General features: G+C 71.0%; 14 protein-coding genes. 10 read left to right on the top strand and 4 right to left on the bottom strand.

Going from position 1 to position 15013, the window contains the following annotated elements:
• Positions 1-267, bottom strand: a 267-nt coding sequence (locus tag ACFY2Z_RS33260; RefSeq protein ID WP_390747768.1) for a hypothetical protein, incomplete at its 3' end; no start/stop codon positions are given.
• Positions 268-283: 16 nt separating this feature from the next.
• Between ACFY2Z_RS33260 and ACFY2Z_RS33255 the strand changes: the two genes are divergently transcribed.
• The 6 genes from ACFY2Z_RS33255 (at position 284) to ACFY2Z_RS33230 (ending at position 8307) form a co-directional block, all read left to right on the top strand.
• Positions 284-3136, top strand: coding sequence for a DEAD/DEAH box helicase (locus tag ACFY2Z_RS33255; protein ID WP_390747767.1), 2853 nt, complete (start codon positions 284-286; stop codon positions 3134-3136).
• A gap of 418 nt (positions 3137-3554) precedes the next feature.
• Complete coding sequence (locus ACFY2Z_RS33250) at positions 3555-5177, top strand: ATP-binding protein (RefSeq protein WP_390747766.1); 1623 nt, start codon at positions 3555-3557, stop codon at positions 5175-5177.
• On the top strand, positions 5174-5581 hold the full coding sequence (locus tag ACFY2Z_RS33245) for a roadblock/LC7 domain-containing protein (protein WP_355909847.1): 408 nt from the start codon (positions 5174-5176) through the stop codon (positions 5579-5581). Before ACFY2Z_RS33250 ends, ACFY2Z_RS33245 begins: the two co-directional genes overlap by 4 nt.
• Positions 5578-6039, top strand: coding sequence for a DUF742 domain-containing protein (locus tag ACFY2Z_RS33240; RefSeq protein ID WP_390747765.1), 462 nt, complete (start codon positions 5578-5580; stop codon positions 6037-6039). Before ACFY2Z_RS33245 ends, ACFY2Z_RS33240 begins: the two co-directional genes overlap by 4 nt.
• Entirely contained in the window at positions 6020-6640 is a 621-nt protein-coding gene (locus ACFY2Z_RS33235) for an ATP/GTP-binding protein (protein ID WP_390747764.1), read from the top strand. Before ACFY2Z_RS33240 ends, ACFY2Z_RS33235 begins: the two co-directional genes overlap by 20 nt.
• 149 nt (positions 6641-6789) lie before the next feature.
• Positions 6790-8307, top strand: a complete 1518-nt coding sequence (locus ACFY2Z_RS33230; RefSeq protein WP_390747763.1) for a cytochrome P450 — start codon at positions 6790-6792, stop codon at positions 8305-8307.
• A 4-nt stretch (positions 8308-8311) separates the two neighbouring features.
• On the opposite strand, the gene ACFY2Z_RS33225 is transcribed toward ACFY2Z_RS33230, so the two are convergent.
• Positions 8312-9253, bottom strand: a complete 942-nt coding sequence (locus ACFY2Z_RS33225; RefSeq protein ID WP_390747762.1) for an RluA family pseudouridine synthase — start codon at positions 9251-9253, stop codon at positions 8312-8314.
• Between the two features lie 130 nt (positions 9254-9383).
• Here ACFY2Z_RS33225 and ACFY2Z_RS33220 point away from each other — a divergent pair, with 130 nt between their 5' ends.
• The 4 genes from ACFY2Z_RS33220 to ACFY2Z_RS33205 all read left to right on the top strand — a co-directional run bounded on the left by ACFY2Z_RS33220 (position 9384) and on the right by ACFY2Z_RS33205 (position 12842).
• Complete coding sequence (locus tag ACFY2Z_RS33220) at positions 9384-9986, top strand: GNAT family N-acetyltransferase (protein ID WP_390747761.1); 603 nt, start codon at positions 9384-9386, stop codon at positions 9984-9986.
• 207 nt (positions 9987-10193) lie between these two features.
• The gene (locus ACFY2Z_RS33215) at positions 10194-10844 is read left to right on the top strand and encodes a PadR family transcriptional regulator (RefSeq protein ID WP_390747760.1); all 651 of its coding nucleotides are present in this window, start codon (positions 10194-10196) and stop codon (positions 10842-10844) included.
• Positions 10845-11055: 211 nt separating this feature from the next.
• A complete protein-coding gene (locus ACFY2Z_RS33210; RefSeq protein WP_390747759.1) occupies positions 11056-12069 on the top strand; it encodes an ATP-binding cassette domain-containing protein in 1014 nt (337 codons plus the stop codon).
• Positions 12066-12842 carry an ABC transporter permease gene (locus ACFY2Z_RS33205; protein ID WP_390747758.1) on the top strand — a complete coding sequence of 259 codons (777 nt, stop codon included), beginning with the start codon at positions 12066-12068 and terminating at the stop codon, positions 12840-12842. Before ACFY2Z_RS33210 ends, ACFY2Z_RS33205 begins: the two co-directional genes overlap by 4 nt.
• 97 nt (positions 12843-12939) lie before the next feature.
• On the opposite strand, the gene ACFY2Z_RS33200 is transcribed toward ACFY2Z_RS33205, so the two are convergent.
• Positions 12940-13782, bottom strand: a complete 843-nt coding sequence (locus ACFY2Z_RS33200) for a siderophore-interacting protein (RefSeq protein ID WP_390747757.1) — start codon at positions 13780-13782, stop codon at positions 12940-12942.
• 140 nt (positions 13783-13922) lie between these two features.
• A complete protein-coding gene (locus ACFY2Z_RS33195; RefSeq protein WP_390747773.1) occupies positions 13923-14852 on the bottom strand; it encodes a 5'-3' exonuclease H3TH domain-containing protein in 930 nt (309 codons plus the stop codon).
• Positions 14853-15013: the final 161 nt, after the last annotated feature.

Here is a 15013-nt window from a genome sequence, read left to right as displayed (position 1 = left end):
GTCGAACCGGTGCCGGCGTCCCGCGCCCTCCCCGAGCCGGACGGCCCGGACCATGACCGGGTGAACGGCTACGACGACGTGACGTGAGCCGGCGAGCGCAGTCCGTGACACCGTGACGACGGCTGTGGGCCCCACCGATTCCTCGGTGGGGCCCACAGCCGTCGTCACGAGTGCCCGGGCCGTGCGGGCCGCCGCCTCCGCCGATCCGTGCCGGCGCGCGCCGCCGCTCACCACGGGGCGGCCAAGAGTGACCGTCCCCGCACCCATCGTTCCGATCCGGATAATGATCGTCGTGTTGTCAGTGGTGCCCGGTACGCTCGAAAGCACGATGACAGAGGACCTCTCACCGGCCGAGCGGTATGCGGCAGCACGCAGGCGCGCTGCCGAGCAGGCCACCGCGCTCGCCTCCTTCCGCGAGATGTACGACTTCGGCCTCGATCCCTTCCAGATAGAGGCCTGCCAGGCGCTCGAAGCGGGCAAGGGCGTACTGGTGGCGGCCCCCACCGGCTCCGGCAAGACGATCGTCGGCGAGTTCGCCGTCCACCTGGCCCTGAGCCAGGGCAAGAAGTGCTTCTACACGACACCCATCAAGGCCCTGTCGAACCAGAAGTACTCCGACCTGTGCCGCCGTTACGGCACGGAGAAGGTCGGCCTCCTGACGGGCGACAACAGCGTCAACTCCGACGCCCCGGTGGTCGTGATGACGACCGAGGTCCTGCGGAACATGCTGTACGCGGGCTCCCAGACCCTCCTCGGGCTCGGTTATGTGGTCATGGACGAGGTGCACTACCTCTCCGACCGCTTCCGCGGCGCCGTCTGGGAGGAAGTGATCATCCACCTGCCCGAGTCGGTGACCCTGGTGTCGCTGTCGGCGACCGTCTCCAACGCCGAGGAGTTCGGCGACTGGCTCGACACGGTCCGCGGCGACACCGAAGTGATCGTCTCCGAGCACCGGCCTGTGCCCCTGTTCCAGCATGTGCTGGCCGGCCGCCGGATGTACGACCTGTTCGAGGAGGGCGAGGGCCACAAGAAGGCCGTCAACCCCGACCTCATGCGGCTGGCCAGGATGGAGGCCACCCGCCCGTCGTACCAGGACCGCAGACGCGGCCGGTCCATGCGCGAGGCCGATCGAGAGCGGGAGCGCAGACAGCGCTCCCGGGTGTGGACACCGGGTCGCCCCGAGGTGATCGAGCGGCTCGACGCCGAGGGCCTGCTGCCCGCGATCACCTTCATCTTCAGCCGGGCCGCCTGCCAGGCCGCCGTCGAGCAGTGCCTGTACGCGGGCCTCCGGCTCAACGACGAGGAGGCCCGGGAGCAGGTGCGGGCGCTCGTCGAGGAGCGCACGGCCTCCATCCCCTCCGAGGACCTCCATGTGCTCGGGTACTACGAGTGGCTGGAGGGCCTGGAGCGCGGTATCGCCGCCCACCACGCGGGCATGCTGCCGACGTTCAAGGAAGTCGTCGAGGAACTGTTCGTCCGCGGCCTGGTGAAGGCCGTGTTCGCCACCGAGACCCTCGCGCTCGGCATCAACATGCCCGCCCGCTCGGTGGTGCTGGAGAAGCTCGTCAAGTGGAACGGCGAGCAGCACGCCGACATCACCCCCGGGGAGTACACCCAGCTCACCGGCCGCGCCGGCCGCCGCGGCATCGACATCGAGGGCCACGCCGTCGTGCTGTGGCAGCGTGGGTTGAGCCCCGAGCACCTCGCGGGCCTGGCGGGCACCCGGACCTATCCGCTGCGCTCCAGCTTCAAGCCGTCGTACAACATGGCCGTGAACCTGGTGGAGCAGTTCGGCCGGCACCGCTCCCGTGAGCTGCTGGAGACGTCCTTCGCGCAGTTCCAGGCCGACAAGTCGGTCGTCGGTATCTCCCGCCAGGTGCAGCGCAACGAGGAGGGGCTGGCCGGTTACCAGGAGGCCATGACCTGCCACCTCGGCGACTTCGACGAGTACGCGCGGCTGCGCCGCGAACTCAAGGACCGCGAGACGGAGCTGGCCCGCCACGGCGCGGCCCAGCGGCGCGCCGAGGCCGCCGTGGCCCTGGAGAAGCTCAAGCCCGGTGACGTGATCCATGTGCCGACCGGGAAGTACGCGGGCCTGGCCCTGGTGCTGGACCCCGGACTGCCAGCCGGCCGCGCGGGCGGACACCGCGGTCTGGAGTACCACGACGGCCCCCGCCCCCTGGTCCTCACCGTCGAACGGCAGGTCAAGCGGCTGGCGTCGATGGACTTCCCGGTGCCCGTGGAGGCGCTGGAGCGGATGCGCATCCCGAAGTCGTTCAACCCCCGCTCGCCGCAGTCCCGTCGCGACCTGGCCTCCGCCCTGCGCACCAAGGCCGGGCACATCCCGCCGGAGCGGCAGCGCAAGAAGCGCTCCGTGGCCGCCGACGACCGCGAGATCGCCCGGCTGCGCACCGCCCTGCGCGCCCACCCGTGCCATGGGTGCAACGACCGGGAGGACCACGCCCGTTGGGCGGAGCGCTACCACCGTCTGATGCGTGACACCTCCCAGCTGGAGCGCCGTATCGAGGGCCGGACGAACACCATCGCCCGCACCTTCGACCGCATCGTCGCCCTGCTCACGGAGCTGGACTACCTGCGCGGTGACGAGGTGACCGAACACGGCAAGCGCCTCGCGCGGCTGTACGGCGAGCTGGACCTGCTGGCCAGCGAGTGCCTGCGCGAGGGCGTCTGGGAGGGGCTCGCCCCGGCCGAACTTGCCGCATGTGTCTCGGCGTTGGTGTACGAGGCCCGGGTGGCGGACGACGCGATGGCGCCGAAGCTGCCGTCGGGCAAGGCCAAGGCCGCGCTCGGTGAGATGGTGCGCATCTGGGGCCGGCTGGACGGTCTGGAGGAGGAGTTCCGCATCAACCAGACCGAGGGCGTGGGCCAGCGCGAGCCGGACCTGGGCTTCGCCTGGGCCGCCTATATGTGGGCGAGCGGCAAGGGGCTGGACGAGGTCCTGCGCGAGGCCGAGATGCCGGCCGGTGACTTCGTGCGCTGGTGCAAGCAGGTCATCGACGTCCTTGGCCAGATCGCGGCGGCGGCTCCCGTCGAGGGCTCCACGGTGGTGCGGAACGCGCGCAAGGCGGTCGACGCCCTGCTGCGCGGTGTCGTCGCCTACTCGTCGGTGGGCTGACCCGCCGTACCCGGCCGTCAGTGGATTCCGGACCGTCTCCGCGAGTCGGTCCGGATGGCCACGGGTCCTCCCTCGCGTCAAGTACGACGGAGGAATTTCACCCACCTGGGCTAACCGTTCCCGACACCCGTTCGCCGTCACACATCGTGTGCGAGCGGAGGCTCAGCGTGCAAAAGGAGTCGAGCGTACTCCTGCCCTCAGAGGCATTTCAGGTGCTTCTTGAATATGACATCGCGATGATCCGGTCGGACTAAGCTCGCCCGCAGCGCACCGAGTTGAGGCGTATTCGTGCGCTTGTTCCCCAACATGCCGAAGATCCGTCGATGCCGGATTCCGTTCCGGTGTGGACCCCTTCTGCCCGGCGAGCGCGTGTGCCGAGCAGCCTCCCGATCCAGCCGATTCGTCTCAGAGGGCATACATGGTGAGTGTTCCATCGCCTCCCGGTGGCCGCGAACTTCCCTACACACCCGTGCTGTTGGTGCCCGCCATACTGATGGCCGCGGCCACCGGGACCGCCGTCGCACTGGTGACGGCTCCGGCCAGGTCCGCCGTCGGCTGGCTCGGTGCCGCGGCCACGGTTCTGGTGAGCGCCGTCGCGGTCCTGGCGGCACGCCGGGACCGCGCCCTGCGTTCGCTGCGCGCCGACTTCGTCCAGCGGACCGCGTATCTCGAACAACGCATCGCCTCCCAGGACGACGACCTCGAGTTCTTCCGTACCGAGATCGTGCCCAGGGCGCTCGAGACGGTCCGGGGCGGCATCTCGCCCGCGGAGGTGATCCGTACCGTCGTCGACGAGAACCCTCACTTCCGCGGACTGCCGGAGCCACAACGGCAGTTGCTGCGTACCGTGCTCCAGATCGTCGACCGTGAGATCGCTCGGCGCGACTCAGCGTTGCGCGCTTTCGTCAACATCGCCCGCCGTGTCCAGGCCCTCGTCCACCAGCAGGCCAAGGAACTCAGGGAGATGGAGGAGGACCACGGCCGCAACCCCGAGGTCTTCGACGACCTGCTGCGCATCGACCACGGCACCGCACTGATCGGCCGCCTCGCCGACTCCATCGCCGTCATCGGCGGCGGCCGGCCCGGCCGTCAGTGGCCCCAGCCCGTGCCGCTCTACAGCGTGCTGCGCGGCGCGATGTCCCGCATCCTCGAGTACACCCGCATCGAGCTGCACTCCATCGCCAAGGTCAACATCAAGGGCACCTCGGTCGAGCCGATCATCCACGCCGCGGCCGAACTCCTCGACAACGCCACCCGCTACTCCCCGCCCCAGACCAAGGTGCACGTCACCGCCACCGAGGTGCAGACGGGGATCGCCGTCGAGATCGAGGACGGAGGGATCAGTCTCAGCGAGGAGAACCGTGCGAAGGTCGAGCGGATGCTCGCCGAGGCCCAGGCCGGCGTGGACGTCCAGGAGATCGGCGAGGCGCCGCGCCTCGGCATCGCGGTCGTCGGGCGTCTGTCGACGATGTTCAACATGCATGTCTCGCTGCGGCAGTCGGCCTACGGCGGCGTCCGCGCCATCCTCGTCATCCCGAACGACATGCTCACCACCGACCCCGCCCCCGGGTTCGCCCACGGTATCGGCGCCACCTCCGTGCCGACCCTGGACAACGACGGGGTCAAGGGGCCCGAGCGCACGAACAAGAAACGCCGTCCGACCACCGGGCCGCGCATCCCCGAGCAGTTCACCATGGAGGACGACCTCCCCGTGGTGACCGAGTGGACCCCGAACGGTCTGCCGCAGCGCCGTAGCCGGGTGAAGACCCCGCTCAGTCAGCGCATGGCCGAGGCGGCCGCGGCGGAGGTCGCTGCCCAGGCCGTCGAGGCCGCGACGCACGCGCCGTGGAGCCCCGAGCCCGAACCGGAGAAGGAGGAGCCCGCGCCCGGACTGTGGGTGGAGGCGTTCATGAACGGGCTCAAGAAGGCCCCGGACCCGAACGCCTTCTCCGCCGGGCCCCCGGCCGACGATCCGCACGCATTCATCAGCCACGACGAGCCGACACCTGCCCGGGCCGACGACGAGGGGGACCACAAGTGATCCAGCAGCGAGGCAATTTCGACTGGTTGCTGAAGGAACTCGCCGACGGCGTACCGGGCATCCACCAGGTCGTGGTGCTCTCCGCCGACGGTCTGCGCATCGCCCGCTACGGCGGCGACCCGGACGCGGCCGACCGCGTCGCCGCGGCCTGCGCCGGACTGCAGAGCCTGGCCGGAGCGGTCGCGGCCGAGATCCCGGACAGCGACGGCCGGATGCGCATGGTCATCATCGAGATCGACGGCGGCTACTTCTACATGATGGCGGCCGGACCCAACGCCTATCTCGCGGTCCTCGCCGACACGGTCGCGGAGGCCGGCCTGATGAGCAACCGCATGCGCGATCTCGTCCTCCGTATCGGCTCCCATCTGACCAGTCCGCCACGGCGCAACGGGCAGACCGTATGACTCCTCCGCGACGCCGCCGGCGTCAGCCCAGGCAACAGCCCCCGCCGGAGCCCGTCGCGGCAGGCGGCCCGAAGGGGGGCGAACAGTACGAGGGCGAGCCCGGGGAGGGCGAGCGCAAGGGGGGTGAGCAGAAGCACCCCGAGCGGTTGTACATCCTCACCGGAGCGGCCGCCGGGGGCGAGCGGGCCCCGATCGACCTCGTCTCTCTCATCGTGACCAGCGCCGACCCGCCGCCCACCGCCACGCCCGAGCAGTCGGCGCTGCTGCGGCTGTGCCGGGCCCCTCTGTCCGTGGCCGAGATCTCGGCCTATCTCAGCCTGCCGTTCAGTGTGGTGACGGTCCTGCTGACCGATCTGCTGGCGGCCGAACTGGTCCAGGCACGCGCTCCGATCGTCCGCCAGGCGGTGCCCGACCGATCCCTCCTCGAAGCGGTGATGCATGGACTTCAAAAGCTCTGACAGCGTCCCCGGCCCACGGGCCGAGGACCACCTGCCGCACACCACACAGGCCGCGGTGAAGATCGTGATCGTGGGCGGCTTCGGGGTCGGCAAGACCACCATGGTCGGTTCCGTCAGCGAGATCAGGCCGCTGACGACCGAGGAGACCATGACGCAGGCAGGTATCGGGGTCGACGACAACTACGGCTCCGACACCAAGACGGCCACCACCGTGGCCATGGACTTCGGCCGGATCGGCATCACCGAGCAGCTGGTGCTGTATCTGTTCGGCACCCCGGGCCAGGAGCGGTTCTGGTTTCTGTGGAACGGCCTGTTCGAGGGAGCGCTCGGTGCGGTCGTCCTGCTCGACACCCGCCGGCTCGAGGTCAGCTTCGACGTCATCGGCCGTCTGGAGGAGCGGGGCGTGCCGTTCGTGGTCGCCGTCAACTCCTTTCCGGACGCGCCCCGTTACCCCGTCGAGGAACTGCGCGGGGCGCTCGACCTGCCCAAAGAGATCCCGATCATGGAGTGCGACGTACGGCGCCGGGCCTCCAGCCGTGAGGTCCTGATGACGCTGATGCGCTTCCTGCACTCCCTGGCGCTGACCCACGCGCCCGCCTGACCGGGGCGCGTCTTCGCCGTACCCGTCCCTGCTTCGTGCACGGCGTCGGACGCCCGGCTCCCACCCCGACGTCCGTTCCCCGTCCCGCATTTTCGACGTGCGTTCCCTTTTCCACGCCTCGTGACCCCCGACGTTTCGGAGCGATCATCGTGACGCCAGAATTCCACTCCCTCACCGACCGGGACCCCGCCGCCGACGCCCCCGTGCCGCCGCCCGGCTGTCCGGCCCACCCCCTCGGACCCGGCGGAGTGCGCCGGCTGTACGGGCCCGAGGCGGAGGACCTGGGAGCCCTGTACGAGAAACTCCGTGCCGAGCACGGCGCCGTGGCCCCGGTGCTGATCCACGACGACGTGCCGATGTGGGTGGTGCTCGGCCACAGCGAGAACCTGCACATGGTGCGCTCGCCCTCGCAGTTCACCCGGGACAGCCGTACCTGGGAGCTGCTGAGGTCCGGCCGGGTCAAGCCTGACCACCCGCTCACCCCGCACTTCGCCTGGCAGCCCATCTGCTCCTACGCCGAGGGCGACGAGCATCTGCGGCTGCGCGGCGCGGTCACCGGCGCGATGTCGACCATCGACTACCGCGGCTTGCGCCGGTACATCAACCGGGCGACGCAGAGCCTTGTGAACCGCTTCTGCGAGGAGGGCCGGGCCGATCTGGTCGGCCAGTTCGCCGACCATCTGCCGATGGCGGTGATGTGCGAGGTCCTCGGCATGGCCGACGAGTACGGCGACCGGATCGTGCACGCCGCGCGCGACATGCTCAAGGGCACCGAGACCGCGATCGCCAGCAACCAGTACATCGTGGACGCCCTGACCCGGCTCACCACCCGGCGCCGTACCCAGCCCGAGGAGGACTTCACCACCCACCTCGTCAACCACCCGGCACGGCTGACCGACGACGAGATCCGCGAGCATCTGCGGCTGGTCCTGATCGCCGCCTACGAGGCGACGGCCAACCTCATCGCCAACGTGCTGCGTGTGATCCTCACCGACCCGCGCTTCAGGGCCCAGCTCAACGGCGGGCAGATGACGGTCCCGGAGGCGGTCGAGCAGTCCCTGTGGGACGAACCGCCGTTCAGCGGCATCCTCGGCTACTTCGCCAAGCAGGACACCGAGTTGGGTGGCCAGCGCATCCGCAAGGGCGACGGCCTGCTCTTCGGTATCGCGCCGGGCAACCTCGACCCGCGCGTACGGCCCGACCTGTCCGCAAGTATGCAGGGCAACCGCTCCCATCTCGCCTTCGGCGGCGGCCCGCACGAGTGCCCGGGCCAGGACATCGGCCGCGCCATCGCCGACACCGGGATCGACGCGCTGCTGATGCGGCTGCCGGACATCCGGCTGGACTGCGCGGAGGAGGAGCTGCGCTGGACGGCGTCCATCGCGTCCCGGCACCTGGCGGAGCTGCCGGTGAGGTTCGAGCCGAGGCCGCCGCAGGACGTGACACAACGGCCGGCCCTGCGCCCGCTGCCCGCCCAGCGCCCCGGCTGGCTGATCACGACCGACGGGCCGAAGGCCACGGAACCGGCGGCGGGCTGGCCGCTCCCGCCGGAATCGGCCGCGCGCACGGCTCCGACGGCGCAGGCCGGGCCCCCGCAGCCGGGCACGGAGCCGCGCCGCCGTCCCGGTCTGTGGCAGCGGGTGCTGCGCTGGTGGCGGGGGGACTGAGTCGCTACCGGGCCCAGTCCTCGTACGCCGACCAGGCCTCGAGCACCCGCCCGCTGACGAAACGGTGGGCCTGCCCCGTGACCGGATCGGTGAACTCGAGGACCCGCGCCAGCAGTTGGAGCGGGCGCCGGAAGTCACCGGCCCGCCGGGGGCCGGTCACCACCGGGTACAGCGGATCGCCGAGGATCGGCAGCCCCGACGCGGCCATGTGCACCCGGAGCTGATGGGTCTGCCCGGTGGCGGGGAGCAGCCGGTAGCGTCCGCGGCCCGCCCGGTGGTCCAGCAGCTCGATCCGGCTGACGGCGTTGGGCTCGCCGGGCACCTCGCGGGCCGCGAGGACCCCGCGCTCCTTCACGATGCGGCTGTGCACCGTGCGCGGCAGGGGCACCGCGGGGTCGTACGGGGCGACGGCCTCGTACTCCTTCGTGACCTGTCGGTCGCGGAACAGCGACTGGTAGGCACCGCGCTCCTCGGGGCGCACGGTGAACAGCACCAGGCCCGCGGTGAGCAGGTCCAGCCGGTGCGCGGCGCTCAGCGTCGGAATGCCGAGGTCGCGCCGGAGCCGGGCGAGGGCGGTCTCGGTGACATGACTGCCGCGCGGGGTGGTGGCGAGGAAGTGCGGCTTGTCGGCGACGACGATGTGCTCGTCGCGGTGGACCACCTCGACCGGGAACGGCACACGTACCTCGGCCGGCAGATCACGGTGGAACCACACATACATGCCGGGCACATAGGCCGCGTCGCGTGCGACGGCCCGGCCGTCCGCGCCGACGATCAGCCCCGCCTCGATCATCCCGTCGACGACCCCGTCCCCGGCCGCGAGCCGTGCGACGAGATGGTCCCGCACGGTGGCCCACTCCTGCCCGAACGGCAGGCGCACCCGCACCGGATCGACCCCGTCGCGCTGGGGGAGGGGAGGGGGCGGGATCCGGGTCTTGCGTCGCATCACGGCCAAGCGTACGAGGTGCCGAGGCAGCCCCGGGCACGAGACGGAGCAGGCGCTGGGCCGCGGGCGCGGTGCCGGGAGGGGCGAAATCCACTGGGCCCCGCCCCGGCCCGCTGACAGGATGACGCGCATGCCCTATCTCGTCGGAGACGTCCTGCCTCCCGGAACCCTTGCCCACGTCCCCCAGCCGACCCTCACCGGTGACGGCCTGGTGCTGCGGCCCTGGTCGGCCGCGGACGCGCCGTCGGCGTACCAGGCGTTCCAGGACCCGGCCATGCGCCGGTGGCATCTGTACGCCGCCGACTCCGAGGACGAGGTCCGCGGCTGGATCGACGAGTGGGTGCGGTCCTGGAAGGGTGAGCGCAACGCCCAGTGGGCGGTGGCGGATGCCGGCAGCGATCGACTGCTCGGCCGTATGGCACTGCGCAACATGGAGCTCGCCGACGGGGTGGCCGAGGTGGCGTACTGGACGGTCCCGGCCGCTCGCGGCCGGGGTGTGACCTCGCGCGCGTTGACCGCGCTCACCCGCTGGGCCTTCGACGTCATCGGCTTCCACCGCCTCGAGCTGACCCACGCTCTCGGCAACGAGGCGTCCTGCCGGGTGGCGACGAGGACGGGCTTCGCCCTGGAGGGCACCAAGCGCAGTGCCCTGCTCCATCCGGACGGCTGGCACGACATGCATCTGCACGCCCGGGTACGGGATGACGCGGCCCAGGAGGGCCGGCAGGCCTAGGTGCCCGCGTTCGTGAGGGCCGCCGCCCGGCAGGGGAGCCGGGCGGCGGCCCGCTTTCGGTATGCGGGATGTGCGGCGCCGTGTCGGCAGACGGGCCCAAGCCCACTTGCGTGGACTCCCTCATTCGCGATATGTCGTGTGTATTGCGCCAGGCGGTGAGTCGCGATATGTTCGGCCACGGATATTCGAAAGCGAGGTGGCAATCCCATGGCGACAAAGCGCCGGAAGCTCGGCAATCCGCTCGCACTCGCGGTCATGGTGCTGCTCACCGAGCGGCCGATGCACCCGTACGAGATCGCCCAGACGCTGCGCCGCCGTGGCAAGGACAGCAGTCTGAAGATCAACTACGGCTCGCTGTACACCGTCGTCCAGAATCTGCAGAAGCACGGTTTCGTCGAGGTCGCCGAGGTGCAGCGGCAGGGCAACCGTCCCGAGCGCACGCTCTACGGCATCACCGACGCCGGCCGGGTGGAGGCCACCGAGTGGCTGTCGGACCTGCTGGCCGTCCCGGTGGCGGAGTTCCCCATCTTCGAGGCGGCGCTGTCGCTGATGGGCGTGCTCCACCCCGACGAGGTGGCCCGTCTGCTCGCGGAGCGGCTGGGCGGCCTGGATGTGCGGGCGGCGGGCCTGCGGGGCGTGCTGGACAAGCTCCAGGAGACGCTGCCCCGGCTCTTTCTGATCGAGAGCGAGTACGAGCTCCACATGGTCGAGGCGGAGGCGGCGTGGGTGCGCGGCTTCCTCGCGGAGCTCCAGGCCGGCACGTTTCCCGGCGTACGGGAGTGGCGGACCTTTCACGACACGGGAGAGATCCCGGAGGCGTACCGGAAGGCGGAGGGCGGCGACGTGAACGGACCGTAGCCGCCGTGGCGGCAAAGACCCCGGCCGGGCTGTTGCAGCAGCCCCGCCGGGGTCTCGAACCCCGAGCTGAATCCGCCGTGAGGCACATCCAGGCGATCGAGGTGCGGCACACCCAGGATAGCCCGGCGCTCCTCACGCGGATCAGTCGTTCTTCCGCGCACAGCGGATCCCGATCACCCCGCTCATGCAGCTCATGAGGAGAGCAGCCGTCATGAACACCCGTGCGCCCGCAGTGCAGGCGCGTCAGCTCGTCAAGACCTATCCCGGTGACGTCACCGCGTTGAACGGCCTGGACGTCACCGTCGAACGCGGCACCGTGTTCGGGCTTCTGGGCCCGAACGGCGCCGGCAAGTCGACCACCGTCAAGATCCTCACCACCCTGGCCCGCCCCGACTCGGGTTCGGCCACCGTCGCCGGGCACGATGTGCTGCGCCACCCGGACCGGGTCCGCAGGGCGATCGGGGTGGTGGCGCAGAACTCGGGGGCCGACCCCGTCGCCACCGGCCGCGAGAACCTCGAACTCCAGGGCCGCCTCTACGGGGTGAGGGGCCGTCGGCTCACCGCGCGGGTGGACGAACTCCTGGACCGCTTCACCCTCACCGAGGCCTCCCGGCGTCAGGTCAAGGGGTACTCCGGCGGTATGCGACGCCGCCTCGACGTCGCTCTCGGGCTCGTGCACCGCCCGGACGTGCTCTTCCTCGACGAACCCACCACCGGTCTCGACCCGGAGGCACGCACCGCGATGTGGGACGAGATCGCCCGTCTCGCCGGTGACGAGGGCCTGACCATCCTGCTCACCACGCACTATCTGGAGGAGGCCGACCGGCTCGCCGACCGCATCGCGATCGTCGACCGCGGCCGGGTCGTGGTCGAGGGCACTCCTGACGCCCTCAAGGGCGAACTGCGCGGCGACGCCGTCCATGTGGAGCTGCGCGAGCCCCTCGACGACGGTGCCCGGGCAGCGCTGCGGGGCGCCCTCGGGGCGGTCCCGGGCGTGCACGAGGTCCTGTTCGCCGGGCGCCGCGTCAGCGTCCGCGCCGATGACGGAGCGGCCGCCGTGCCCGCGCTGCTCGGCGCGTTGGAGCGGGCCGGGTCGGGTGTGGCCTCCGTGACCGTCGCCCGTCCCTCGCTCGACGACGTCTATCTCCGCTACGCGGGCCGCCGTTACTCCGAGGCGGAGGACCCCGGCGCCGACGCCCTCGTCCTCGCGGGAGGTGCCCGATGAGTGCCGTGCTCTCCGAGACCTGGTACATGACCAGGCGTCAGCTGATGGTCTTCGCCCGCCAGCCCGCGTACGCGGTCATCACCCTGATCCAGCCGGTGATCTGGCTGTTCCTCTTCGGCAGCCTGTTCAAGAAGGTCGTCGAACTCGGCGGCTTCGGCACCACCTCGTATCTGGACTACCTCGTCCCGGGCGTGGTGGTGATGAGCGCCCTCAGCTCCAACATGTGGGCGGGCATGGGCACTCTGGAGGAGATCCAGCGGGGCACGCTCAACCGCTTTCTGACCACGCCGGTCAGCCGGGCCGCGCTGATGAACGGGAACGTCGTCAACAACGGCCTGATCACGGCCCTGCAGTCGGTCGTCATCGTGCTGCTCGGCCTGCTCGGCGGGGCGGACTACCCGGGCGGCATCGCCGGTGTCGCCGTGCTCGTCGTCGCCTCGGTGCTGCTCGGCACCGTCTTCGGGGCGCTGTCCAACGCGCTCGGCATGCTGGTGCGGGAGCGGGAGTCGATCATCGGGATCAACACCTTCCTGCTGCTCCCGCTGACCTTCCTGTCCTCCGCCTTCATGGCGCCGTCGCAGATGCCCTCGTGGATCCGGCACATCGCCGAGTTCAACCCGCTCGACTGGGCGATGGTCGCGGGCCGTTCGGCGATGTCCGCGCACCCCGACTGGGGCGATGTGCTCGGCCGCGGCGGGGCGCTGCTGGGGCTCGCGATCGCGGCGGTGTGGCTGTCGATCAGGACGTTCCGGTCCTACCAGCGGTCGGTCTGATCCCCCGGCCGGTCTGATCGCCGTACGCGAAGGGGCGGCACCGCGCCGGTGCCGCCCCTGTCCGTCTTCCGCGTTCTTCAGCGTTCTTCCGCGGTCCTCACGCGGCGGAGGCGTTCTCCTGCTCCGCCTCGATGCGGGCGTTCCACTCCCGCTTGGACGCCTGCCAGCCGTCCTCGTTGTGGCCGAGGCGCCAGTAGCCGGAGATGGAGAGGTCCTCGCGCGGGATCTGGTGCTCGACGCGCAGCAGCCGGCGGAGCTCCTTCACCCAGCCGGCCTCGCCGTGGACGAACGCGTGCAGCCGGCCCTCGGGGAACCGGAGCGCCCGTACGGCCTCGACCAGGGCCGCGCCGACCGGGCGGTCGCCGCGGTGCAGCCAGACGACCCGCACATCGGAGTCGATCTTCTGCTCCTCCTCGGGGCCCGCGACCTCCACGAAGGCGTATGCCTCGGCGCCCTCGGGCAGTGCCTCCAGGGCGGCCGCGATCGCCGGCAGCGCGCTCTCGTCCCCGGCGAGCAGATGCCAGTCGGCGCTCGCGTCCGGGGCGTAGGCGCCGCCGGGACCCATGAACCGCACGGTCTCGCCCGGTCGCGCGCGCAGCGCCCAGGGGCCGGCCAGGCCCTCGTCGCCGTGGATGACGAAGTCCAGGGTCAGTTCGCGGTGCTCGGGGTCCCAGCCGCGCACCGTGTACGTCCGTGTCACCGGCCACTGCTCGCGCGGGAACTCCTCGCGGATGCGCTGCATGTCGAAGGGCTCGGGATAGGTGACGCCCTCGGCCGGGAAGAGCAGCTTCACATAGTGGTCCGTGCAACTGTCCGCGGCGAACTCGGCGAGCCCCTCGCCGCCCAGCACCACTCGCTGCATATGCGGAGTCAGCCGCTCCGTGCGGGTGACCTGCGCCGCGTGGACCTTGCGTGCTCTCCCTGCCGGGCGCTCTGCCATGACGGCCTCCCCATTCAGTGCTTAGGCTTACCTAAGTTAGCACCTCATCGCGGTCAACACCTCTTCCATGGAAGGGCGGCGTGCGCGTTTCGGGGAAGTGGCGGGGAAGGGGGACGGGCGCGCCGTTTCGGAGCCGGTGCTCAGGTGCCGAGCGTGGTGAGCAGTCGCTGCAGTGAGCTGCCCAGACCCCAGCGGGCCGCCAGTCCGTCCAGGGCCGCGGGGTGGCGCGGCGCGTGCGGCAGGGCCGTGTCGACCTCCGGCAGGGGGACGTCGCCGGCGACCCGTACGACCTGCGGGGCGACCGCCACGTACGGCCGTGCCTCGTCCAGGCGCTTGCGCTGGGCCGGGGTGAGTCCGGACTTCGGGTCGTCCACGGCGGCCATGATCGCCGCCAGGTCCCCGAACTGCGCGAGCAGTTTGGCGGCGGTCTTCTCGCCGATGCCCGGCACCCCCGGCAGCCCGTCGCTCGGGTCGCCGCGCAACAGCGCCAGATCCGCGTAACCGGGGCCGTCGACGCCGTACTTCTCGCGCAGGACCGCCTCGTCGGTGAGCTGGAGCGTGCCGACGCCCTTGAGCGGATACAGCACGCGCACCCCACGTGCGTCGTCGACCAGCTGGTACAGATCGCGGTCGCCGGTCACGATGTCGACGGGGCCCTCGGCGCGGGCCGTGAACGTGCCGATCACGTCGTCCGCCTCGTACGCCGCGACGCCCACGCGCGCGATGCCCAGCGCGTCCAGCACCTCCTCGATGACCGGCACCTGCGGGGAGAGCGTGTCCGGCACCTCCTCCTCGTCCGGGCCCACCGTGTGCTCCTCGGCCACCCGGTGCGCCTTGTAGGACGGGATCAGCTCGACCCGCCAATGCGGGCGCCAGTCCGCGTCCATACAGGCGACCAGGTCGTCCGGGCGGTGGTCCCTGACCAGGCGGTCGATGAAGTCGAGCAGCCCGCGCACGGCGTTCACGGGTGTGCCGTCCGGGGCCTTCACGGACTCCGGGACGCCGAAGTAGGCGCGGAAGTAGAGCGAGGCGGTGTCGAGGAGCATCAGGCGTCGGGTCACCTTCCGCATCATGCCGTACGGCACCGACAGCGGTCCGAAGGCTCCCGAGGGGCCCGTCCGGGGGCCCGTCCGGGGTCGGTCTTCGGTGGTGGACCCGGCTTCCGTAGGTGGACCCGGCTTCCGTACAGGTGTACGGTCCGATCCGTACGGACGTACGAGCGGGATCCGGA

It is taken from the genome of Streptomyces sp. NPDC001222 (genome assembly GCF_042896945.1).
Lineage (GTDB): Bacteria > Actinomycetota > Actinomycetes > Streptomycetales > Streptomycetaceae > Streptomyces > Streptomyces gibsoniae.
Note: the sequence above shows the minus strand (reverse complement) of the source record. Positions and strands in the feature narration are given on the sequence as shown.

Excerpts from the sequence above, each read along its gene's own strand:
- ACFY2Z_RS33255 (WP_390747767.1), top strand. The coding sequence starts at position 284 with ATGATCGTCGTGTTGTCAGTGGTGCCCGGTACGCTCGAAAGCACGATG.
- ACFY2Z_RS33250 (WP_390747766.1), top strand. The coding sequence starts at position 3,555 with ATGGTGAGTGTTCCATCGCCTCCCGGTGGCCGCGAACTTCCCTACACA.
- ACFY2Z_RS33240 (WP_390747765.1), top strand. The coding sequence starts at position 5,578 with ATGACTCCTCCGCGACGCCGCCGGCGTCAGCCCAGGCAACAGCCCCCG.
- ACFY2Z_RS33235 (WP_390747764.1), top strand. The coding sequence starts at position 6,020 with ATGGACTTCAAAAGCTCTGACAGCGTCCCCGGCCCACGGGCCGAGGAC.
- ACFY2Z_RS33225 (WP_390747762.1), bottom strand. The coding sequence starts at position 9,253 with ATGCGACGCAAGACCCGGATCCCGCCCCCTCCCCTCCCCCAGCGCGAC.
- ACFY2Z_RS33220 (WP_390747761.1), top strand. The coding sequence starts at position 9,384 with ATGCCCTATCTCGTCGGAGACGTCCTGCCTCCCGGAACCCTTGCCCAC.
- ACFY2Z_RS33215 (WP_390747760.1), top strand. The coding sequence starts at position 10,194 with ATGGCGACAAAGCGCCGGAAGCTCGGCAATCCGCTCGCACTCGCGGTC.
- ACFY2Z_RS33210 (WP_390747759.1), top strand. The coding sequence starts at position 11,056 with ATGAACACCCGTGCGCCCGCAGTGCAGGCGCGTCAGCTCGTCAAGACC.
- ACFY2Z_RS33205 (WP_390747758.1), top strand. The coding sequence starts at position 12,066 with ATGAGTGCCGTGCTCTCCGAGACCTGGTACATGACCAGGCGTCAGCTG.
- ACFY2Z_RS33200 (WP_390747757.1), bottom strand. The coding sequence starts at position 13,782 with ATGGCAGAGCGCCCGGCAGGGAGAGCACGCAAGGTCCACGCGGCGCAG.
- ACFY2Z_RS33195 (WP_390747773.1), bottom strand. The coding sequence starts at position 14,852 with ATGCGGAAGGTGACCCGACGCCTGATGCTCCTCGACACCGCCTCGCTC.